The sequence below is a fragment of the Pseudomonas sp. S06B 330 genome (assembly GCF_002845275.2).
In the GTDB taxonomy this organism is placed as follows: domain Bacteria; phylum Pseudomonadota; class Gammaproteobacteria; order Pseudomonadales; family Pseudomonadaceae; genus Aquipseudomonas.
In genome coordinates, this window is record NZ_CP088149.1 from 2,577,876 (window position 1) to 2,599,463 (window position 21,588).

The following is a 21,588-nucleotide window of genomic DNA, read 5'->3' on the forward strand; positions in this document are numbered from 1 at the left end:
TGAGATTTCCACGAGCGCCGTGGCTTTGTGCCGCAGTCGCGTTGCGCTGGAATTACCTTGACATCACCTTTGACCCGACCGCAGAATTTCTACAAACTTTGCGCGCAAAGTTTTAGGTGCGATCACATAGATCGTGTCAGCAATGCGCAATCAAAAATGAAGCCAATCCGCCATCGAGCGTGTGCGAGGGTGCTTACACGCCGACGGCCAGCACCGCCGCCAGAGCGGAACACTATAAGAACGATGGGAGCAACAGATGAAGCTTTCCAAGGAACTCGTCCTCCAGGCAAAAGCGCAGTTCGGGACCCCGACCTACCTCTACGATGAAACCGTACTGCGCAGCAGTTTCAACGAGTTGCGCGAGGCACTGCCCGAGTGCGTGGATATCTTCTATGCACTGAAGGTCAACCCGAACCTGTCCCTGGTGAAACTGATCCGTTCATACGGGGGCAACACAGAGGTCTGTTCGTTGGGGGAGCTGGAAATCGCCCTCAAGGCCGGGGTGGCGGCGCAGGACATTATTCTTTTGGGCCCGTATAAAAAGCCTGAAGAGCACCGCCGGGCGTTGGAAGTGGGGGTGTTCGCCATCGTCGTCGAGTCTGAAAGCGAGTTGCGCAAGTTGTCGGCCCTGGCAGGGGAGTTGGGATGTGACGCGCCGGTGGCGATTCGTATCAATCCGAACTTTTCTGCTGCAGGTTCACCGTGGAAGATGGGTGGGCGACCCACCCACTTCGGTATCCAGGAAGACACGGCAGTGGCCAACTTCGCCGATTACCTGGCGTTGCCGAACATCAAGATCAAGGGTATCCACGTTTATAACGGCACCAAAATTCTTGACGCCCAATCGGTGTATGACAACGCGGCCTATATCCTCAGCCTGTTTCGTACCTTGTCGCGGCGCCATCAGTTGGACATGCGCATGGTCGATGTGGGTGGCGGTCTTGGGATCAAGTACTACGAAAACGAAACAGAGCTTGATACGGCTCAGCTCAAACAATTACTGGTGCCATTGTTCAATGACTTCCACCAGGAATTCCCGCGCACCCGCATTATCCTCGAGTCCGGGCGTTTCATTGCCGGCAAGTGCGGCGCGTTGCTGGTGACCGTCGACAATATCAAGGACAACCACGGCAAGTGCTTTGCGGTAACCGATGGCGGCACAAACTGTCATGGTGCGGCGGCCGGCAGTGGTCAGGTGCTCAAGCGCAACTTCCGTATCGTTAAGGCCACCGGTAACACGGGGGCACCACTGCGCGAATACCATGTGTCCGGCCCCCTGTGCAGCCCCGATGACCTGCTAGGGCGCGACGTGCAACTGGAAACCCTGCGCGAAGGCGATCTGCTGGCGGTGACCGCCTCAGGTGCCTACGGCCCGTCGGCCTCGCCCACGCTGTTCCACAGCCATGGACACCCGGCCGAAGTAGTGGTCAGCAACAACCAGCTGTTTCTCGTCAGAGCGCGTCAGACGGCACTGGAGATACGCGACAGCCACACCGATGTGCCGCTTGAAGCGATGCTCAGCAGCGCCGCTGCCGTTCAACCGGCGGCCGATGTGCAACAGGCGACTCAGCAGCGACTGGGTGACATCCTGCGGGTGGTCTTGAAGTTGCCGGAAGGCACAGTGATCAACGCCGACTCCCACTTGCGTGACCACTTGGGCCTGGACTCGTTGACGTCGATGGAGTTGTTGATCAGCCTGGAAGACCAGATCGACGGCTTCTTCGTCAATCCGGACACCATTGTCCCGGGGCACTTCAATACCGTGGCGACGCTTGCAGGCTACATCGATGCACACCGGCAGGGCGGTGCCGTGCACTGTTCCATGGGGGTGGTTGAGGTGCAGCATGAACGCGCGTGAAGTCCTCCTGCAGGATGTGCTGGAAACCCGCAACGGCTTGCATCCGGACAAGGCGGCGATCATCTACGCCGATGAAACCTACACCTACGCACAGCTGGACGAAGCCAGTGCACGCTTGGCGGCGGGTTTGCAGGTCAATGGCCTGCAGCGTCAGGAGCGGGTCGTGGTGTGCCTGGGCAACCGCGTCGAAACGGTCTGTGCCTTCTGGGGCATCCTCAAAGCGGGTGGTGTGGTGGTCAATGTCGGCCTGGAAACCCCACCCGACAGCCTTGACTACATCGTTCGCGATGCCGAGGCTTCGGTCCTGATCACCACCACTGAAAAGTTTGCCAGCCTGGCGGTCAGCACTGCAGAACTTGCCTATCTGAAGTTGATCGTGCTGCTGGATGGCGAAGCCGGGTCGAGTGTGGCCCAGACGTTCGAAAGCCTGCTCGGGCAAGGTGCTGGCGTGCCGTTGCCGTGCGGTAATCTGGACCTGGACCTGGCCGCGATCATCTACACCTCAGGTTCTACGGGCGCGCCCAAAGGGGTGATGCTGACCCACCGCAACATGCTCGCGGCACTGGCGTCGTTGCACACCTACCTTGGTTACAACGACAGTGACAACGTGCTTTGTTCACTGCCGTTGTCATTTGACTACGGCCTGTATCAGATGATTATGGCGATCAGCGCTGGAGCTACTTTGGTGTTGGAGAAGGAGTTTACCTGGCCGATTTTCCTGATTCGCAAAATTCGTCAGTATCAGGTCACGGTGATCCCGTTCGTACCGACCATGCTCACCCTGCTGCACGAATACGCCCACAAGCGTGAGGCAACGTTTGCCGGGGTGCGTATGGTGACCAACACCGGTGCTGCGCTCAAAGCGCCGCACATCGCTCAGATGAAGGCGCTGTTTCCCTTGGCGCAGATCTTTTCCATGTATGGCTTGACCGAGTGCAAACGCTGTACCTATTTGCCCCCTGAAGACATCGACAGTAAACCGGGCAGCGTCGGCATCGCTATCCCTAATACCGAGCTTTGGCTGGTGGATGAGGACGGTCAGCGAATTGATCAACCCCACCAGGTGGGCCAGTTGGTGATTCGTGGTGCCACGGTCATGGCCGGCTATTGGCGCAACCCGGCGGCCACCGCGCTCAAGCTCAAGCCTGGGCGCTATCCGGGGGAAAGCGTGCTGTACACCGGCGACTACTGCAGCCTCGATGAGGACGGTTACCTGTATTTTCGCGGACGCATGGACCACGTGATCAAGTCGCGTGGCATGAAGGTCAGCCCCAGTGAAGTGGAGGGTTTCCTCTACGCGATTGATGGTGTCGAAGCCGCTGCTGTGGTTGGAATCGAACATGCCTCGGTCGGAGAGGGGCTGTGCGCATTTATCACCTTGGGGCAAGGTGTAAGCCTTAGTGCCGAACAAGTGCTCGAACGCTGCCGCCATGGTCTGGAGACGCATAAGGTGCCGTTGTCGATCGTGATCGAAAGCAGCTTGCCACGCACCGCCAATGGCAAGGTTGATCTGCAGCAGTTACAGCACTCGGCACGTATCGGACAGCGGCTGGTGGTGGGATGAAGGCCACGGCGCGTCGCCTGCACGAGGAGAGCTATCCATGAGTCTGGGCCATATCGGGCGTGAGCAATCGCTGGACGTCAACGGTAATCACTTCGCCTTGCGAACCTGGGGCAATGAAAGTGACCCGCCGGTGCTCGCCCTGCATGGTTGGCTGGACAACGCGGCCTCTTTCGAGCGTATCGCCCCCTTGCTGCGCGATCGTTTTGTCGTGGCCCCGGATCTGGCCGGTCACGGTCGCTCCCAACACCGTCGGGCCGACAGCGGTTACTACTTGTGGGAGCATGCCGACGACATGAATGCGCTGGTCGAGTGCCTGGGTTGGAAGCGTTTTTCCGTGCTCGGCCATTCCATGGGCACCGGTGTGGCCTCGATTCTGGCAGCGATGAACCGTTGCATCGACACCTTGGTGTTTATCGATGGCATGGGTGCGCCGTTTACGGTCGACGACGGTAACACCGTCGAGCATATGCGCAAGGCTCAGCGCCTGTTGCGCTTGGCCCTGCGAACGCGTCTGAACGGATTCAGCGGGCCGCAAGAGGCACAATTCAGTAGTCTGGAAATGGCCATCAACGAGCGCCGTAGCGGCACTGGCGCCAGCCTCAGCGCGGAAGGCGCACGCTTGTTGGCCATGCGTGACCTGGTCAATCTGGGGCATGGCTATCGCTGGCGTCATGACCCACGGCTGGTGTTACCTGAGCCGCTGCAATTGACCGAGCGTCAGGCCTGCGAGTTCTTGCAGCAAATAACCTGTCCATTGCACCTGCTGCTCGGCCATCAGGGATTGTTTGCCGGGAGTGCCTTCGACAAACGCAAAAATGCCTTGCCCCCGCACACTCGGGTGCAGTGGCACGATGGCGGTCATCATTTTCATCTCGATGCCCCTACACCGGCGTTTATCGAACAGCTCAATCTGGCCTTCGGGCGAGGTGAGTCGGGATCGCGACAACGCTTAGTCAACGAGTAATGGAGTACGTACGTGAAAGAGTTCTGGATTGCACCGTCGATACTGGCCGCCGATTTTGCCCGCTTGGGTGAAGAAGCCGAGCAGGTGCTGGCTGCGGGAGCCGATGTCATCCATATCGATGTCATGGATAACCACTATGTGCCCAACCTGACCATGGGCCCACAGTTCTGCAAGGCCTTGCGCAGCCACGGAATTACCGCGCCGATTGATGTGCACCTGATGGTCACACCCGTAGACAGCATGATCCAGGCATTTGCCGAGGCGGGCGCTGATTACATTTCGATTCATCCGGAGGCGACCCAGCACCTGGACCGTTCTGTGCAACTGATCAAGGATCTTGGCTGCAAGGCCGGTCTGGTGTTCAACCCTGCCAGCTCCCTGGACGCGGCTCATTACCTGCTTGACCGGCTTGATCTGATTCTGCTGATGTCGGTCAACCCAGGCTTTGGTGGTCAGCGTTTCATCCCGCAGGTGTTGCCCAAGATTGCCGCAGCGCGCAAGCTGATTGATGAATGTGGCCGCCCTATCCGCCTGGAGGTCGACGGTGGGGTCAATCTGGACACCATTGGTCAGGTGGCGGCCGCAGGCGCTGACATGTTTGTTGCCGGTACGGCAATCTTCGCCCAGCACGATTACCGCGATACGATTTCGGCTTTGCGCGGCAAGATTGCCGATGCTGTGGCCAACCACAACTGATAAGCGGTTATACCCACGATTCTCGCGAATCCAGCATGAGTTACCTGTCCTTGCACAATAAAACAGAAACCACCTTGCAGCCGTTTAGTCGGGTCAAGGGAGGTGGGCATGCTTGACCCGACCTTCGACTTCGAAAAAATGCTGTGCTTTTCGTTGTACTCGACTGCCAATGCCATGGTTCGCGATTATGCCGAACCCCTGAAACAGCGTGGCATTACCTACCCGCAATTGCTGGTGATGGCCGGTTTGTGGGGTAAGGACGACGTCTCGATCAGCGCCCTGAGTGAATTGACCCTGTTCGACCTGGGGACGTTGACGCCGATTGTCAAACGCCTGGCCGATAATGGTTTTATCACCGTGTACCTCGACCCGACGGACCGCCGTCGGCGCAACCTGCTGCTGACCGACAAAGGCCGTGAACTCAAGGCCGAAGCCGCCAAGGTGTTCAACAGCATGGCTTGCAAGATCGACCTTGGCGAGAGCGAGGTGCAGCAGGTGCTCAATGTCTGTCAGCGGATACGCTCGCGGCTGCGTTGATGCTCTCGATTGCCCTGTAGCCGCTGTCGCCAGGCTGCGAGCGGCTGCAAAGCAGTCGTGATCCTGTCACCTTGATGGCTCTGAATTACGGCCGCTACGCGCCCGATCGCAGCCTGGCGGCAGCGGCTACAGGTAAGGCGTGTGTGACTATTGAAGAAATTCCGGGGTGTTGAAGTTGCTCAACCGCCGGTCATCCTCAGGGTACTCCAGCGCCCGCACCGGGTGCTTGAGCAACGCCCGTTGAATGCCTCGATCACCCTGTTGCCAGGCCTGCTCTAGATCGTCACGCAAGGCGCAGGGAATCAGGCTGAACATCGGCTGCCAGAAGCCGCCCTGGCGGATCATCGCCGCGTGGCCCTGATCGTTGGCTTGACTCAATAGATCGGTAATCAGCGCGGTGTCGATCAATGGCGCATCGCAGGCCAGCACCAGCATCCAGGGGTGTCGAGCCACTGCAAGCCCCGCCAGTACCCCGGCCAGCGGCCCGGGAAAGTCACCTTCAGCATCACCCACCAATTGATCGGCGTAAGGCCGGTACTGCGCCTGGTTGCGGTTGCAGGAGATAATCAGGTCATCGGTCAAGGGGCGTACCACTGCCTGCACATGGGCAATCAGTGGTTTGCCATTCCAGGCCAGCAGGCCTTTGTCCTGGCCGCCCATACGCTGGCCGCGGCCACCCGCGAGCAGAAGTATGGAACAGGAGGGGCGGGCGGCGGGCATTAGTCAGGTTCCAGGCTATGGCAGCTGTTCACCTTCCCACGCACGCCGCCGTCTGTCCAGATCAGTGCTGTTCAGTCGCCGCCTGGGGCTTGTCGGTTTGAGCCCGACGCTTGCCGGTCAGGCGCATGACCACAACAAAGAATACCGGCACGAAGACCACCGCCAAGGTGGCACTGAGCATGCCGCCGATCACCCCAGTACCGATCGCCTGTTGGCTGGCCGAACTGGCACCACTGGCAATGGCCAGCGGCACCACACCGAGGATAAACGCCAGCGACGTCATGACAATTGGACGCAAGCGCAAGCGCGCGGCCTGCACCGTCGCCTCGACCAGGTCATGGCCTTCATCGACCAGGCTCTTGGCAAACTCGATGATCAGAATTGCGTTTTTCGCCGACAGGCCGATCAGGGTGATCAAGCCGACCTTGAAGAACACATCGTTGGGCATACCGCGCAAGCTCACGGCAATCACCGCTCCCAGTACACCCAGCGGCACCACCAGCAGCACCGAAGTGGGTATCGACCAGCTTTCATACAGCGCCGCCAGGCACAAGAACACCACCAGCAACGACAGCGCCATCAGCATCGGTGCCTGTGAGCCTGAGAGCCGCTCCTGCAGCGACAGGCCCGTCCATTCCAGCCCCATCCCCACGGGCAACTGATCGACCAGGCGCTGGATCTCCTCCATCGCCTGACCCGAACTGTAGCCCGGCGCCGGTTCGCCCGACACAGCAACAGCCGGGTAGCCGTTGTAACGGGTCAATTGCACCGGGCCACTGACCCATTTGGCCTGCACGAAGGCAGACAGCGGGACCATCTTGCCGCTGCTGTTGCGCACGTGAATCTTCAACAGGTCGTCAACTTGAGCGCGTTGGTCGCCTTCAGCCTGCACGACCACACGTTGCATGCGCCCCAGGTTGGGGAAGTCGTTGACATAGTTGGAGCCGACCGCCGTGTTCAGCACATTGCCGATGTCGGCAAACGATACGCCCAAAGCGTTAGCCTGCTTGCGATCAACCTCTAATTGCACCTGCGGGCTCTCGGCCAGAGCGCTTTCGCGCACGTTGACCAGTACCGGGCTTTTCTCGGCATCGGCCAGCAACTGGTCCCGCGCGGCCATCAGTGCCACATGGCCCATGCCGCCGCGATCCTGCAGACGGAACTCAAAACCGCTGGAGGTGCCCAAACCGTCCACCGGCGGTGGCAGTACGGAATAGGCAATGGCGTCCTTGAGCTGGGTAAAGGCGATGGTGGCGCGGTCGGCGATCGATTGTGCGCTGTCCTCGGCGCCGCGCTCGGACCAGTCCTTGAGCGTGGTGAAAGCCAGCGCCGCGTTCTGGCCGTTACCGGAGAAGCTGAAACCCAGAATCAGGGTGGTATTGCCCACGCCAGGCTCGGTGCTGTTGTGCGCTTCGATTTGCGCTGCCACCTGTTCGGTGCGGGCGCGGCTGGCGCCTGGCGGCAACTGGATATCGGTGATGGTGTAGCCCTGATCCTCAGTCGGCAGGAACGAGGAGGGCAGTTGGCTGAAGCCGTACACCAAACCGCCAACCAGCAGCAGATAGACCATCAGGTAGCGTGTGCTGCGTTTGAGTGCCTGAATCACCCAACGCTGGTAGCCATTGGTCATGCGCTCAAAACAACGGTTGAACCAGCCGAAAAACCCGCGTTTTTCGTGGTGCTCGCCCTTGGCAATCGGCTTGAGCAACGTCGCGCACAGGGCTGGCGTCAGGCTCAAGGCGAGGAACGCCGAGAACAGAATTGACACTGCCATGGCCACCGAAAACTGTTGGTAGATCACCCCCACCGAGCCTTTCATGAAGGCCATGGGCAGGAACACCGCCACCAGAACCAGGGTAATGCCAATGATCGCGCCGGTGATCTGGCCCATGGCCTTTTTCGTTGCGTCGCGCGGCGACAGGCCTTCCTCGCTCATGATCCGCTCGACGTTCTCGACCACGACAATGGCGTCGTCGACCAGGATGCCGATAGCCAGCACCATGCCAAACAGGGTCAGGACGTTGACCGAAAAGCCCAACGCAAACATCACCGCAAAAGTGCCGGCCAGCGCTACCGGCACTACCAGGGTCGGTATCAGGGTATAGCGGATGTTCTGCAGGAACAGGAACATCACCGCGAACACCAGAGCCATGGCTTCAAGCAGGGTGGTGATTACCTGCTGGATCGAGACTTTGACGAACGGCGAGGTGTCGTAGGGAATGTCGAACTTCGCCCCTGGCGGCAGGTAGCGCGACAGTTCCTGCAGTTTGGCGCGGACCAGGGTGGCGGTTTCCATGGCATTGGCGCCGGGTGACAGCTGCACGCTGAAGGCGCTGGTCGGTTTGCCGTTGAGGCGGGTGCCGTACTGGTACTCCTCGCTGCCGATCTCGACCCGGGCAACATCACCGATGGTCACCCGCGAACCGTCCGGATTGGCGCGCAAGACGATGTCGGAAAACTCTTGCACGCTGCTCAGCTGACCCTTGATCACCACGTTGGCGGTGATTTCCTGGCTGCCGGGCCCAGGCAGGTCGCCGATGCTGCCTGGGGCGACTTGGGCGTTCTGAGCGGAGATTGCCTCATTGACGTCGTCGGGGGTGAGGTTGAAGCCGATCAGCTTCTGCGGATCAAGCCAGATGCGCATAGCCCGTTCAGAGCCATACAGCTGCGCTTTGCCGACACCCTTGAGGCGGCGGATCTCGTTCATGACGTTGCGCGCCAGGAAGTCGCTCAGGGTCACCTCATCCAGCGTGCCATCCTCCGCGGTGAGGGTAACCATCAAGAGAAAGCCGGTGGAGAGTTTCTCAACCTGCAGGCCTTGCTGGGTGACGGGCCGCGGCAACCGTGACTCGACCACTTTCAGGCGGTTCTGTACGTCGACTTGGGCCAGGTCCGGGTTGGTACCTGGCTCGAAGGTGGCGGTAATGGTGGCGCTGCCCAGGCTGCTCTGCGAGCTGAAGTAGAGCAGGTTGTCAGCACCGTTGAGCTCTTCTTCAATCAGGCTGACCACGCTTTCGTCGACGGTCTGTGCTGAGGCCCCGGGATAAACGGCATAGATCTCGACCTGGGGGGGCGCGACGTCCGGGTACTGGGCGACTGGCAACTGCGGGATCGCCAAGGCACCGGCCAGCAGGATGAACAGCGCGACCACCCAGGCGAAAACCGGGCGATCAATAAAAAACTGCGGCATGAATCAGGCCCTCACTGGCCGGTGGTCTGAACGATGGCAGGCGCATCTTTGCCGGGGCGGTCAATCTTGACCTGATCACCGGGGCGCACGTGCTGCAGGCCTTCAACCACGACCTGGTCGCCAGGCGCCAAGCCTTGGCTGACAATCCAGCGATTGTTCTGCACGCTGCCCAGTACGACAGGGCGTTCGTGAACGCGCTGTTCGGCGTCCACCAGCAAGACGCGGGGTTGACCGGCGCTGTCGCGCAGGATGGCGCGCTGCGGCACGCTGATGCCTTGCTGCTTGATCGCTTGCTCCAGGCGCACACGAATGAAGCTGCCGGGCAGCAGGTCCAGGTCCGGGTTGGGGAATTCGCTGCGCAAGGTGATCTGCCCGGTGCTGGGGTCGACACTGATGTCGGAGAACAACAGTTTGCCCGGCAGCGGATACGGCGTGCCGTCATCCTGGATCAGGGTGGCGCTGGCCTGGTCCTGACCCACTTGCTGCAACTCGCCGGCACGCAGGGCGCGGCGCAGGGTGTTGAGCTCACGGGTCGACTGGGTGACGTCGGCGTGGATCGGGTCCAGTTGTTGGATGGTTGCCAGTGGCGTGCTTTCGTTCTGCCCCACCAGTGCACCTTCGGTTACCAGCGCGCGCCCGATGCGCCCGGAAATTGGCGCGGTGACCGTCGCATAGCCCAGGTTCAAGCGTGTACGCTCCAGCGCAGCCTTGGCTTCGGCTACGGCCGCATCGGCCTGCATCAGTGCGGCGCGGGCGTTGTCGTGGTCCTGGCGGCTAACCGCGTTGATGGTGATCAGTTCGCGATAGCGCTCATCCTGCAGGCGTGCCTGATAGCGATTGGCCTCGGCCTTGGCCAGGGTGGCGCGGGCGCTGTCATAGTCGGCCTGGAACGGAGCCGGGTCGATTTTGAACAGGACATCGCCCTGTTTGACATCGCTGCCTTCACGGTACACCCGCTTGAGCACGACCCCGGCCACGCGGGCACGGACTTCGGCAGTTCGCGGGGCGAGAATGCGGCCATTGAGCTCAGTGCTGATGGCCAGCGGCTGGACGGTTACGGTTTCGATACGGACGCTGCTGGGCGGCGCTTTTTCTTCATCGACGGCGCTGTCATCGCAGGCGCTCAACGCCAACATAGCGACAAACAGTGGCACTAGCGCGCGCAGACGGACGGGACTTGAACTGAACATGCGGATCTTCCATAAATGACCCGGCAATGCTAAGGCAGGAGGCCAACGTCCAACTGTTAAGCTGTGTAGGCCGAGTGTGAAAAAGTGTGAAGGGTTGCGCTGGCCGCGCTTAAGGTCCTATATCCTTGCCTGACTTTTCCAGCCTGTCAAATTACCCATGCCCAACATCCTTCTGGTCGAAGACGACTGCGCCCTGTCCGAACTGATTGCCAGCTACCTGCAACGCAATGATTTCTGCGTCAGTGTGATTGCCCGTGGTGACCACGTGTTGGCCGAGGCCCGGCGCAACAAACCGGACCTGGTGATTCTCGACCTGATGCTGCCAGGCCTTGATGGCCTGCAAGTCTGCCGTTTGTTGCGCGCCGAGTCGCAGTCCTTGCCGATCCTCATGTTGACCGCGCGCGACGACAGTCACGACCAGGTATTGGGGCTGGAGATGGGCGCCGATGACTATGTCACCAAGCCGTGCGAACCCCGGGTGCTGTTGGCCCGGGTGCGGACCTTGTTGCGTCGCAGCAGTATCAATGAGCCGCGGCTTGAGTCCGATCTGATTGTCGTGGGTGGCCTGCGCATTGACCTTGCCGAACGCAATGTGTTCTGGCGCGAGCAGTGGGTGGAGCTGTCCAGCGGTGAATACAACCTATTGGTGGTGCTGGCGCGTAATGCCGGCGTAGTGCTCAGTCGCGACCGTATTCTGCAACAGTTGCGCGGTATCGAGTTCAACGGCACCGACCGCTCGGTGGACGTGGCCATATCCAAGCTGCGCCGCAAGTTCGATGACAGCGCTGGCGAAGCACGCAAGATCAAGACGGTATGGGGCAAGGGTTACTTGTTCAGCCGTGTCGAGTGGGAGTTCTGATCGGGCATGCTGAAGATCCTGATCCGTCTGTACCTGGTGATCATCGCCGCCTATGCCGGTGCTTTGCTGCTGATTCCCGACGCCATTGTCGGTGCGTTCCATGAGCGCTTCATCGCCTACAACCTCAACCAGGCCAAAGGTGTGCAGACGCTGCTGGTCGAGCGCTTTCATCAGGTGCCGGCTGAGCGCTGGCCAGACGTAGCACGCGAACTGGCGGCGGATTTCGCCCCACTGCAAATTGAGTTGCGACGCCAGGATCAGATCGGTTTGTCATACGCTGACCGGGCGCGCCTGGCTGCTGGCGAGAACGTCGTACGCCTGGGGGATTGGGGCTATTACAACTCGGCCCTGGCGCCGTTGGACGCGACCTGGGCCGTGGAGCTGCGCAATCCACCAGACCCGCTGGACATCAACCTGCTGTCCTGGGGGGTGACGGTCTTGATCGTTGCGGCCTTGCTGGGCTGCTTGCTGCTGTGGGTCTGGCCGCACTGGCGTGATCTTGAGCGACTCAAGGAAACCGCCCGCAGCCTGGGCCGTGGACAGTTGTCGGAGCGCACGCAGATCCCGGCGCGCTCGAACATCGGTGAACTGGCCCAGGTGTTCGACACCATGGCCCAGGACGTCGAGCGTTTGCTGACTCAGCAACGGGAATTGCTCAATGCCGTCTCACATGAGCTACGCACGCCACTGACCCGGCTTGATTTTGGTTTGGTGCTGTTGTTCGACGAAGTTCCGCCCCATTGCCGCAAACGCCTGCTGGAACTGGTCGGGCACGTGCGCGAGCTGGACGAACTGGTGCTCGAACTGCTGTCCTATAGCCGCTTGCAAAACGCCGATCAGGCCCGTGAACGGGTCGAAGTGTCGTTGCTGGAGCTGGTCGACAGTATCCTTGGCAGCTTTGCCGAAGAGCTTGATGGCCGCGGCATCGAGTGGCAGGTGCGTGCCGACGCCAATCTGCCACGCTTTATCCTTGATCCACGTCTGACCGCTCGTGCCCTGCAGAACCTGGTGCGTAACGCCATGCGCTACTGTGACCGGCACCTGTTGCTGCGCCTGAGCCTGGATGCCGAAGGTCACTGCCTGCTGACTGTTGAAGATGACGGCATCGGGATTCCCCACGATCAGCGCGAACTGATCTTCCAGCCGTTCTATCGCCTCGACCGTAGCCGCGACCGCGCCACCGGCGGGTTTGGTTTGGGCCTGGCGATCAGCCGGCGGGCGATTGAGGGGCAGGGCGGGACGTTGACTGTGAGTCAGTCGGCGTTGGGCGGGGCGCAGTTCAGGATTCGCTTGCCGCGTGGGTGAGCAGGCTGTGCAGGGTTAACTGGCTTGCTTTGATGCTGATGGTCACCGGGTGCTCGGTGGCATCTTCACGCACCCGCCTGCACAACGCCTCAACGCGCTGCTCAGCATCGGCCTGGCTCACGCCCCAGAGGTAGATGACAAACTATTCGCCACCCAGCCGCGCAAACTCGAACTCACTCACCGATGCTTTGATGTTGTCCGCCGTACGTTTGAGCACCTCATCGCCAATATCATGGGCGAATTGATCGTTGACCTTCTTGAAATTATCGATATCGATCATCGCTAGGTACCCATGCTGATGCAGAAGATCAGCAGGCAAAACGAGTGCAGGCTTTCGAAATCATGTTGGCGAAACTCCCGACGCAAGGTCGGCGGTGCATCGTGCTTGCGCACCTGTTGTTCGATGGTTTTGTACATGGTGGCCTTACGAATGCGATGAAGACAGTAATGTGCCTCAGTTGCCATTCAAGGTCAGCAGACCCTTGGCCCAGGGCCGGTAGCGCAACGAGAACACCGCGCTTGGGTGACAACCCGCACCGCTTTGCGGGTTGGCAGCGACGGCCTTGAAGGGCTGGCCGCTCTGACTGGTCTGGTGAAAGGCTTCGCGCACGACGCCAATGGAACAGGGCAGGGCAGCCAGGTACTGCTGGCGTACCAGCGGCGCCAGACGCCCGGTACCGGCGCCATCCTGCCACCAAACCTGCAGGTTCAAACCGGCCAGTTGCTGCAGCCAGGTGGCATTGACTGCTGGACTGAGATGACCGGCGCTGAAGGTACTGATGTGCAGCGGCGCATCAAGGCGGTGATTGAAGGCCTGCAGTTGGTTGAACAGCGCCTGGCGCCGTTGTGCATCCTTGAAGTGCAGGTCGTCCAGCTCCATCGGCAGGTACCAGCCGGCCACGGGCAGTTTCCAGTGTTGACGCAGCAGGCGTTGCTGAGCCAGCGAACGACCCAGTTGCAATTGCCAGTAAGCGCTCAGGCCGGCGCTGTCGAGCTCGTCGATGCGTTGGTAGTAAGCGGGGTCCATGTACAACCCCAGGACCAGTTGCAGGCCTTGGTCATGGGCTGCGCGCAGGCTGTTGGCAAGCCAGCCTTCGGCGCCGCCAAAGGTGCTGTCGCCATACGCCGTCCACTGTACGATCAGCGTCTTGCCACCCTGCGCCGCCGTCGCTTTCCACAGCGCTTGCCACTGTGCCTGACTGAGCTGCGCGTCACGGTTGAGCGGTTGATAGAAGAGCTGTTCGTCGGCGTTGGCTGACAGGCATAGCGCAAGCATTAGCCCGGTTACGAATTTGCGCATCAAAAGTTCATCTCCACGCCGAGCAGCATGCCGTCGGCCCGCTCATACAGATTGCCGCCCAGCGATTGCTGATATTCGGCGCGTACCTGGAGTGAGCCGCGATAGGCGTTGTAGCGGTCGTCGTCGAACCACCACTGCCAACGCAGGCCGACACCGGTGCGCAGGTCCTGGCGCCAGTCGTTGTTCGGGTCTTGGCTGGAGAACTCGAGAAAGCCGTAGGGCATCAAGGTCTGTGGCGCGTCGCTAGCCAGCTTCCAGGTGTGGCCTTGCTGGTAGCGTGACAGCCATTGGTGGTCACCGGCACGGGTCCACCAGGCGGCGTCGAGGTACAGAAAACGCTCGTCCCATTGGTCTTCGTCAATACGCCAGTCATTGCGCCACTTGTCCTGGTCGAGGAACGAGGAGGTGGCGCGCAACAGCAGGTCGTTGCTCGACTCGGCATTGCCACGCAGGTCGCCCCAGTTGTCGCTGACCTTGCTCGGGCTCAGCAGCTCGCCCAGGCTCAGGCCACTGTAGTGGTCATCGTCGATCTGGCGTTGATGATAGAGCTCGGCATACAGGTTGAGGTTGGCCTGGCCCAAGGGTTTGTAACGCAGGCCAACCCCGGTGCCCATGCTCTGGGCATAGTCGGTGCGGCTTTGGCCGCCGAACAGGACCCGGCCATACACCGACAAGGTGCTGCCATTACGGCTGGGTTCTTCACCCAGGGCGTGGTCCCACATCGCCAATTGCACGTTTTGCGAAGCAGCCCGTCGCTCTTCTCGGCTATCGCGAAAGGTGTCGTTGGTTGAGATACCGGCGGGCGACCACGTGCTGGCCAAGGTGATGCTGTCACGTCGTGACAAGCTTTCGTGAGCGCGGCGCTGGCGGTACTTGCGCGCCTCGAGGCTGCCGAACTCGTCGTCTTCGTCAACCCGGTCCTGTTCGACATCGATGACCCGGCGCAGCTCCTTACGGGCTGAAGCGCTGTCCTCAACCTCGATATAACGCAGTGCCAGGGTTTCGCCCAGGCGGTAGTCCTCGGGGAAGTCGCGGGTCGATTGCTGCAGAGGCGGGATCGACTGGCGACGCACTGCCGGATCCTTGTCGCCGGCCAGGCGCATGCCGTAATCGGCACGGTAGCGCGGGTTGTGCGGATCGAGGCGCACGGCGTCGGCCAGCCAGGCATTGCTCTGCTCAAGTTCGCCGGCCTGTTGTGCAGTGACCGAGGCCGCGTAGTAATGCTCAGCCTTCGGCTGATGCGCCAGCGCTTGGCGCTGATAGTCCATGGCCGCTGCGGTGTCGCCCTGGCGCTGGGCAATCGCGGCGCCCAAGGCAAAGTCATCGGCGCTGCGGTGGGCGATCTTGCTCCAATGCAGCCTGGCACGATCTGGGTCGTTGGCATTAAGGGCACTGCGGGCAGCGGTGAGGCGAGCGTTATCCGTCCACTGGCTGTCGTTGAGGCTGTTCCAGATCAGTTGCGCTGCATGTGAGTCGCCCGCCGCTTCCAAGGCGTAGGCCAGAGGCAGGCGGCTGCCACTGTCGCCCAAGCGTTCAGCCGCCTGGTAATAGACCACGGCTTCGCCCGGGCGCTCTGGCATGGCGCAACGGCCCAATGCACGTAGCTGACCAACTTCGTTGGGGCTGGCGGGAATGATCTGGCGCACGGCCGCGCACTCGCCGCTCTCAGCCAGGCGCGCGAGCAGCAGTGCACGCGTCGCCGGGTCGACCCGAGGGACCAGGCCGCTCATGCGGCGAACGTCCAGTGGCGCGTCAGCGTGGCTGTAAAGACTCGCCAGGCGCTGCAGCAAAGACGCTGGCAAGCGGCCCTGGTGGCGGTCGTAAGCGTGTTCGAGTAGTTGCCGAACGTGGGTGTGGCGGCCTTCTTTGAGTTGCAGGAAGGTGGCTTGCTCCAGTGCGGCCAGGTCACCGTTCTGGCGATACAGCTGCTCCCACAACTGCGCCGAGCGGGTACCACCACCTGCTCCGTGCAAGCGTTGGTTAAGCACCAGCCAGGTCTTCGGATCCTCCTCGGCTCGGCACTGGCCCACCTGTTGGCGGGCAAGGTCAGGGTCATGCCGGGATAGCCATTCGGCGGTCTCCAGGCAGGGCCGCTTGAGTTCATTGCTCAAGCGCTGCACCAGGCCGCTGTCATTGCCTTGGCGGGCCAGTTCCCACAACTGTTGGCGTTGCTCTGGATGTTGCAGATCGGCGTCGGGCAACGACTGTAGCCAGCGTTGGGCGAGCTGATCGTGGTCCATGGCGATGGCTCGATTGGCCATGGCCAGGCGGGTCTGGCGGGCGATATCGGCCGACGGCGCGGTTTTCAGCAGTTGCTGCAGTGGCGCTTCGTCCAGTCGCTGTACATAAGCATTGGCCAGGCGTTGCCAGTCCTTGGCCTGTAGTTGACCGCGGGTCGCCAGGGGGGCCAAGGCATCGATGGTCTGGCTCCAGTCGTGCAACTGCTCGGCCCAGTTTGCCCGTGCCAGACGCAGAATGTTGTCATCGCCTTTGGGCTGCAGGTGGTTGAGCCAGTCCAGGGCCCGGGCTGCACCGCCGAACTTGGCTAGGCTCAGGCTGTAGGCCTGCCACAGGCGGATGCGTTGGTTCAGGGGGCTGTTGGCAATCCAGCTTTCGACCTGGCTCGTGCCGGGTGGGTCCTGTTCGATCCAGGCCAGGCGCAGCTCCAACAGGGCGTCGGCATCGGTCGCGCTGGCCTGTTCGGCCATTGTCTCGGCATCGCGGTAGCGGCGTTGGTGGAGCAGCGCCTGAATCAGCAATGCGCGGGCTTCGTCGTTGTTGGGGACGCGTTGCAACAAATGGCGAGTCAGGCGTTCCACTTCTGCCCAATTGTTCTGCTTGGCCTCGCGGTAGCTGCGCTCCATATAGGGGTAACTGCGGAAACGTTCGAAATCACTGAGCGGTGCAGCCAGGCTGCTGAGGGCATAGAACGAAAACAGCAGGCTGGCGAACTTCAACGGTGGACGCAGACTCATGCCACCTCCCGGGTCAGGTCATAGGCTGCTTGCTGTTCTTGAACCTGCTCGGCCAGGGCGGCCTGTAGCACCTCTTCGGTGATGATGCCGCGGGCAATCAAGTGCTCACCCAGGGACATGTGTTCGGGGTTGAAATCAATCAGCGCTTGGTTGAACAGGGTGGCAGGGACCATGCCGCGTACTTGCAGCAAGGTGCCGAGCATGATCTGGTGGCAGCTGACTCGTTCAAGCAGGGTGGCATCATCCTGATGTCGTTCTAACACCGCAAGCATCTGCCGGGTTTCCTCTTTTTGCCAAGGGCTGGGGTAGTGGTAGCGCAGCCCGAGGGTTACCCGTCCCTGAGGTGCCAGGCGGTACCTCACCGGGCGCTTGAGTTGGCGGCTGATGACGCCCAGAGACACCTGGCTGACGGGTGTTTCACTGGCCAGCACCAGCGTCTCGCCTTCTTCGGCGACGGGCAACACACCGTAATGCACGGCCAGTCGGCGCGGTACTTTCGCGATCAATTGTGGGTCGAGCTTGAACGGGTTAAGCGGGGCCCATGGTAGATCCAGCTGTTCGCTCAGGGCCTGGACCAGTTGCTCGCTGGTGAGCCAGCCTTGTAGCAGCAGTTCGCGGCCAAGGCGTCGGCGCAACGGGTTAGTGATCGCCTGGTGTAACTGCGCTTCGCTGATCAGGCCTTTGTCGACTAGGCGTTGGCCCAACGGGGTACGCATGGGCGCGGTCAGGGCAGGGAACTCGTGGGTAGTCTTGTCCCAGGCCACGCGACGCGAGTCGCCCATTTCCATGACCTGGCGCAGGGCTCGCACGTTGGCGAAGAAATTGACGAAGTTGCTCCACATCATCCGCGGTGCCGACAGCAGCCCCTCGACAATGCCGTAGTAGCGGGTGACGAAAAAGCCGCGCTGGAACAGACGGTTGATCAGCATCAGGCCATTGAGCCAAAGCAGTGTGGTAAGCATCTGGCTGTCGGCCAGGATCGATTGGAATTTCCAGGTATTGGGCGCCAGCAGGCCTACCAGCCACATGGCCAGCAACACCAGCAGCAAAAAATTGACCAGAAAGCTCAGCAGGTAAGCGAACAAGCCACGGCGGTCGCGCCAGAGGAAATAGTTGAGTGCACCTTTGCGGCTCCAACCGAGGTTTTTCGTACCCTGGAAGACGATGCCGACAATCCAGCGCGATTTCTGCCGAATCGCATGCTGCCAGTCCCGCGGGAAGTGCTCACGCACGCAGATGACCTGGGCGAATTCGCGACTCATGCCCAGGCGCCAGTCGCGCTTGAGTGCCAGATGCGGGTCGGTGATGGAATAGCGGGCGAAGATGCACTTCATACCCTTTTGCTTGAGGCGAAAGCCGATGTCGTAGTCTTCGGTCAGGCTCTGCACGTCAAAGGCGATGCCGTCACCGTCCTCGAGCAAGGCGCTGATCGCCCGACGGCTGAAGCAGGTGCCAACCCCGGCGCTGGGTACCTGGCCGGTCAGCGCTTCACGCACGATGACATCCTTGCCATGGTTTTCAGCGAACTCGTCGACGTAGTGACCGGCAGTGAACCCTTTCCACTCCGGCGCGAAGGGGTATACCGGGATCTGGATCATGTCCTTGTTGGGCAGCAGGTAGTTGTACAGGCGCAGCTCCATCGGCGAGATGACATCCTCGGCGTCATGCAGGATGAAACCGGCGAACTCGATCTTCGCCTCGCTCTGAAAACGCAGAAGGGCGTCGATGATATTGTTCAGGCAGTCGGCTTTGCTGGTTGGGCCGGGGCGGGCGCAGACCACCTTATGCACATTGGGGTAGTGCAGGCACACCGCATCGACATCGGCCTGGGTTTGCGGGTCGTTGGGGTAGGTGCCGACGAAGATCTGGTAATTTTCATAATCGATGGTCGAGGCGGCCAGGCGTGCCATCTCGCCTACCACGCCGACTTCGTTCCAGGCCGGGACCATGATTGCCAGTGGTTTTTCCGGCGCTTCGAACAAGCGCTTTTCATCGGCCTTTTCGAACTTGTCGTAAATGCGCAAACGACGGATCAGCCTGCGCCCCCAATACACCAGGTCGATGAACAGGTCGTCCAGCCCCAGCAGGAACATGAGCAGCGCCAGGGTGATCGCCAGGAGCTTGAGGCCGAACAATACATAGGTGAGGACGTCGACAACGGCCAGGCTCATGAGGCATCGCGCTCGCTGGCAGTTTCCTCGAGCCAGCGGCTCAAACGTTCAGCGATGCGCTCGCTGGCATGACCATCACCATAGGGGGTGAACACCCGGCTCATCTGTTTGTATGCGGCGGGGTCGTCCAGCAGCACGCTGGTTTCCTTGACGATCCGTTCAGTCAGGGTGCCGACCAGCTTCACCGTGCCGCCTTCGAGCACCGAAGGGCGCTCGGTGACCTTACGCAGCACCAGCAAGGGTTTACCCAGTGCTGGGGCTTCTTCCTGTACCCCGCCGGAGTCGGTGAGGATCAGGTACGCACGGTCCATCAGCCAGACAAAATGTTGATAGTCCTGCGGCGCCACCAGGAGAATGTTTGACTGGTGCGAGAGTACCCCGTACACCGCTTTTTGCACTTGCGGGTTGAGGTGTACCGGGTAAACGAACTGTACGTCGGGGTAACGTAGGGCCAATTCAGCCAGAGCCAGGCAGATCCGTTCAAAGCCCTGGCCGAAGTTTTCCCTTCGGTGACCGGTGATGAGCACCATGCGCTGGTCTTCGCGCAGTTGCGCCAAGGGCGAATCGGGCGCTGGTTTCCATTGGCTTTTGTTCAGGTGCTCACGCATCCATAACAAGGCATCGATGACGGTGTTGCCGGTGACCTCAATATGCTCCAGCACTACTCCTTCGCGCAGCAGGTTGTCGCGGGACTTGGTGGTCGGGGCAAAGTGCAGGTCGGCAATCACACCGGTCAGGCGCCGATTGGCCTCCTCTGGCCAAGGCGCCTTGAGGTTGCCGGTGCGCAGACCGGCCTCGACATGGCCGATTGGGATCTGCCGGTAGAAGGCGGCGAGGGCGGCGATGAAGCTGGTGGTGGTGTCGCCGTGGACCAGGACAATATCGGGCTTGATGCGCTCATAGGTGGCATCCAGTTGCCCGAGCAGCTGTTGCGACAGGCCGTTGAGGGTTTGGTTCTGGGTCATGACCTGCAGGTCTTCATCGACACTCAGGCCAAAATCCTTGAGCACTTGCTGAAGCATTTCCCGGTGCTGGCCGGTGGAGCAGATGTTCAGATCCAGGTCCGGCCACTCGCGCAGCACGCGGGCCAGTGGCGCCATTTTGATTGCTTCGGGGCGCGTGCCAAACACCATCATGACTGTGTACGCCATTGCCCTGCTCCTGGTTTCGTCCTGATCCACGAAGTTGTACGGTCTATTGCTCTTGTAGGAGTTAGATACAAGCAGCAGAAATAAGGCTTGTCCAATGTCAGTACGGTTTTATGACGTCAAGGGAATGGGGCTAGAGCGGTTTGTGTCGGAGTGGGAACCTGTCTTGCTGGCGATGCCAGTTCTCACAAATCAGTCGATCTGCTTGCGCAACCAATCCAAAAACATCCGTACCACCGGCCGCCGTTCCTGCCCCGGTACGCACACTGCGTTGTACTGGGCAGCCGGCAAGCGAATGTCTTCGCGCCAGGGCTGCAGCAACCCGAGACGCAAACTGTCGGCCACTAGCACATTGCTCGCCAATACCAAGCCATGCCCGGCGATGGCCGCCTGCAAGGCATGGTGTTCGTCGTCGTAGTGATGAGTACGTGCCCGTTGCAACCACTGCGGTTTGTCCGCCAGCTTGCACCAACGGCCCCAGTTGATGGCGGCGCCGCTGGCTGAAACCCAAGGGGCTTCGATCAATACCAGCGGTTGGTCGGCAGGTGGCTCTTGCCAACCAGGCGGGGTGTAGACGGCGAAGTACTCCGTCAGCAGCGGTAGCCGATACAGCGTCGGGTCGGTATTGAATTCAGCCCGCAGCGCCAGGTCCAGGCTGTGGTCGCGGTGCAGGTCGAGCACCTCGTTGCCAGTTTGCACCCGTACCTGAATGTCGCTGTGGCGACGATGGAAATCACCCAGTCGCGGAATCAGCCAGAGGCTGGCGAACGCGGCGGTGGTCGTCAGGGTTATTTGTTGCTGGTCGCAGGCGGGGCGCAGCGCAGCCAGTGCCTGGTGCAAACCGGCCAGGCCATGATGGACCTGCCGGTACAGCTGCTCGCCCGCTGGCGTCAGCGTTACGCGCTGGGCACTGCGCTGGAACAACAGCAGGCCCAGGTCACTTTCCAGGCGCTTGATCTGGTAAGAGATGGCTGCTGCGGTCACGACCATCTCATCGGCCGCAGCCTTGAAACTGCCCAGACGGGCGGCGGACTCAAAGGCGCGCAAGGCGGTCAGCGGCAGCTTGGCGAACATGACCTTCAACCAGATTGAGGGAGGCTCAATCTAGCTC

General features: G+C 60.9%; 16 protein-coding genes and 1 pseudogene. 7 read left to right on the top strand and 10 right to left on the bottom strand.

Annotation, left to right across the window (positions count from 1 at the left end; all coding sequences use genetic code 11):
- Positions 1–256: 256 nt before the first annotated feature.
- The 5 genes from lysA to CX511_RS11615 all read left to right on the top strand — a co-directional run bounded on the left by lysA (position 257) and on the right by CX511_RS11615 (position 5,619).
- Positions 257–1,858 (top strand): diaminopimelate decarboxylase, encoded by a 1,602-nt coding sequence (gene lysA, locus CX511_RS11595; RefSeq protein WP_045179771.1) that lies wholly within the window; start codon positions 257–259, stop codon positions 1,856–1,858.
- Positions 1,845–3,422 carry a class I adenylate-forming enzyme family protein gene (locus CX511_RS11600; protein WP_101293336.1) on the top strand — a complete coding sequence of 526 codons (1,578 nt, stop codon included), beginning with the start codon at positions 1,845–1,847 and terminating at the stop codon, positions 3,420–3,422. The genes lysA and CX511_RS11600 overlap by 14 nt, the downstream gene beginning before the upstream one ends.
- A gap of 37 nt (positions 3,423–3,459) precedes the next feature.
- A complete protein-coding gene (locus tag CX511_RS11605) occupies positions 3,460–4,386 on the top strand; it encodes an alpha/beta fold hydrolase (RefSeq protein ID WP_101293335.1) in 927 nt (308 codons plus the stop codon).
- A gap of 12 nt (positions 4,387–4,398) precedes the next feature.
- A complete protein-coding gene (gene rpe / locus CX511_RS11610; protein WP_101293334.1) occupies positions 4,399–5,082 on the top strand; it encodes a ribulose-phosphate 3-epimerase in 684 nt (227 codons plus the stop codon).
- A gap of 108 nt (positions 5,083–5,190) precedes the next feature.
- Entirely contained in the window at positions 5,191–5,619 is a 429-nt protein-coding gene (locus CX511_RS11615; RefSeq protein WP_045179778.1) for a MarR family winged helix-turn-helix transcriptional regulator, read from the top strand.
- A gap of 147 nt (positions 5,620–5,766) precedes the next feature.
- Here the strand turns inward: CX511_RS11615 and mobA are convergent, their stop codons facing one another.
- The 3 genes from mobA to CX511_RS11630 form a co-directional block, all read right to left on the bottom strand.
- Complete coding sequence (gene mobA, locus CX511_RS11620) at positions 5,767–6,339, bottom strand: molybdenum cofactor guanylyltransferase MobA (RefSeq protein ID WP_045179781.1); 573 nt, start codon at positions 6,337–6,339, stop codon at positions 5,767–5,769.
- Between the two features lie 61 nt (positions 6,340–6,400).
- Positions 6,401–9,529 carry a multidrug efflux RND transporter permease subunit gene (locus CX511_RS11625; RefSeq protein ID WP_101293333.1) on the bottom strand — a complete coding sequence of 1,043 codons (3,129 nt, stop codon included), beginning with the start codon at positions 9,527–9,529 and terminating at the stop codon, positions 6,401–6,403.
- A gap of 11 nt (positions 9,530–9,540) precedes the next feature.
- The gene (locus CX511_RS11630) at positions 9,541–10,665 is read right to left on the bottom strand and encodes an efflux RND transporter periplasmic adaptor subunit (protein ID WP_373432746.1); all 1,125 of its coding nucleotides are present in this window, start codon (positions 10,663–10,665) and stop codon (positions 9,541–9,543) included.
- Between the two features lie 211 nt (positions 10,666–10,876).
- On the opposite strand from CX511_RS11630, the gene CX511_RS11635 reads away from it, so the two are divergent.
- Together CX511_RS11635 and CX511_RS11640 are read left to right on the top strand one after the other, a co-directional pair.
- Positions 10,877–11,578, top strand: a complete 702-nt coding sequence (locus tag CX511_RS11635; protein WP_045179787.1) for a response regulator — start codon at positions 10,877–10,879, stop codon at positions 11,576–11,578.
- Positions 11,579–11,584: 6 nt separating this feature from the next.
- The gene (locus CX511_RS11640; protein WP_045179788.1) at positions 11,585–12,883 is read left to right on the top strand and encodes an ATP-binding protein; all 1,299 of its coding nucleotides are present in this window, start codon (positions 11,585–11,587) and stop codon (positions 12,881–12,883) included.
- Here the strand turns inward: CX511_RS11640 and CX511_RS11645 are convergent.
- From CX511_RS11645 to CX511_RS11670, 7 genes and pseudogenes are all read right to left on the bottom strand, one after another.
- Positions 12,858–13,172, bottom strand: a pseudogene (locus CX511_RS11645) (GGDEF domain-containing protein); the annotation flags it as partial. The gene CX511_RS11640 and the pseudogene CX511_RS11645 overlap by 26 nt on opposite strands.
- Positions 13,166–13,300 (bottom strand): hypothetical protein, encoded by a 135-nt coding sequence (locus tag CX511_RS25435; RefSeq protein ID WP_256205172.1) that lies wholly within the window; start codon positions 13,298–13,300, stop codon positions 13,166–13,168. The gene CX511_RS25435 and the pseudogene CX511_RS11645, both read right to left, overlap by 7 nt.
- Before the next feature lie 37 nt (positions 13,301–13,337).
- On the bottom strand, positions 13,338–14,183 hold the full coding sequence (locus CX511_RS11650; RefSeq protein ID WP_101293332.1) for a DUF4434 family protein: 846 nt from the start codon (positions 14,181–14,183) through the stop codon (positions 13,338–13,340).
- On the bottom strand, positions 14,183–17,158 hold the full coding sequence (locus CX511_RS11655; RefSeq protein ID WP_101293331.1) for an NfrA family protein: 2,976 nt from the start codon (positions 17,156–17,158) through the stop codon (positions 14,183–14,185). Before CX511_RS11655 ends, CX511_RS11650 begins: the two co-directional genes overlap by 1 nt.
- Positions 17,155–19,329 carry a cyclic di-3',5'-guanylate-activated glycosyltransferase NfrB gene (nfrB, locus tag CX511_RS11660; RefSeq protein WP_101293330.1) on the bottom strand — a complete coding sequence of 725 codons (2,175 nt, stop codon included), beginning with the start codon at positions 19,327–19,329 and terminating at the stop codon, positions 17,155–17,157. The genes CX511_RS11655 and nfrB overlap by 4 nt, the downstream gene beginning before the upstream one ends.
- A complete protein-coding gene (gene wecB / locus CX511_RS11665; RefSeq protein WP_101293329.1) occupies positions 19,326–20,480 on the bottom strand; it encodes a non-hydrolyzing UDP-N-acetylglucosamine 2-epimerase in 1,155 nt (384 codons plus the stop codon). Before wecB ends, nfrB begins: the two co-directional genes overlap by 4 nt.
- 189 nt (positions 20,481–20,669) lie before the next feature.
- On the bottom strand, positions 20,670–21,551 hold the full coding sequence (locus tag CX511_RS11670) for a LysR substrate-binding domain-containing protein (protein ID WP_045179800.1): 882 nt from the start codon (positions 21,549–21,551) through the stop codon (positions 20,670–20,672).
- Positions 21,552–21,588: the final 37 nt, after the last annotated feature.

What these genes read in the sequence shown, in the direction of transcription:
- CX511_RS11655 (WP_101293331.1), bottom strand. Translation starts at nt 17,158, where the DNA reads ATGAGTCTGCGTCCACCGTTGAAGTTCGCCAGCCTGCTGTTTTCGTTC.
- lysA (WP_045179771.1), top strand. Translation starts at nt 257, where the DNA reads ATGAAGCTTTCCAAGGAACTCGTCCTCCAGGCAAAAGCGCAGTTCGGG.
- CX511_RS11650 (WP_101293332.1), bottom strand. Translation starts at nt 14,183, where the DNA reads ATGCGCAAATTCGTAACCGGGCTAATGCTTGCGCTATGCCTGTCAGCC.
- CX511_RS11635 (WP_045179787.1), top strand. Translation starts at nt 10,877, where the DNA reads ATGCCCAACATCCTTCTGGTCGAAGACGACTGCGCCCTGTCCGAACTG.
- CX511_RS11615 (WP_045179778.1), top strand. Translation starts at nt 5,191, where the DNA reads ATGCTTGACCCGACCTTCGACTTCGAAAAAATGCTGTGCTTTTCGTTG.
- mobA (WP_045179781.1), bottom strand. Translation starts at nt 6,339, where the DNA reads ATGCCCGCCGCCCGCCCCTCCTGTTCCATACTTCTGCTCGCGGGTGGC.
- CX511_RS11600 (WP_101293336.1), top strand. Translation starts at nt 1,845, where the DNA reads ATGAACGCGCGTGAAGTCCTCCTGCAGGATGTGCTGGAAACCCGCAAC.
- CX511_RS11605 (WP_101293335.1), top strand. Translation starts at nt 3,460, where the DNA reads ATGAGTCTGGGCCATATCGGGCGTGAGCAATCGCTGGACGTCAACGGT.
- CX511_RS11625 (WP_101293333.1), bottom strand. Translation starts at nt 9,529, where the DNA reads ATGCCGCAGTTTTTTATTGATCGCCCGGTTTTCGCCTGGGTGGTCGCG.
- CX511_RS25435 (WP_256205172.1), bottom strand. Translation starts at nt 13,300, where the DNA reads ATGTACAAAACCATCGAACAACAGGTGCGCAAGCACGATGCACCGCCG.
- CX511_RS11640 (WP_045179788.1), top strand. Translation starts at nt 11,585, where the DNA reads ATGCTGAAGATCCTGATCCGTCTGTACCTGGTGATCATCGCCGCCTAT.
- CX511_RS11670 (WP_045179800.1), bottom strand. Translation starts at nt 21,551, where the DNA reads ATGTTCGCCAAGCTGCCGCTGACCGCCTTGCGCGCCTTTGAGTCCGCC.
- wecB (WP_101293329.1), bottom strand. Translation starts at nt 20,480, where the DNA reads ATGGCGTACACAGTCATGATGGTGTTTGGCACGCGCCCCGAAGCAATC.
- nfrB (WP_101293330.1), bottom strand. Translation starts at nt 19,329, where the DNA reads ATGAGCCTGGCCGTTGTCGACGTCCTCACCTATGTATTGTTCGGCCTC.
- CX511_RS11630 (WP_373432746.1), bottom strand. Translation starts at nt 10,665, where the DNA reads ATGTTGGCGTTGAGCGCCTGCGATGACAGCGCCGTCGATGAAGAAAAA.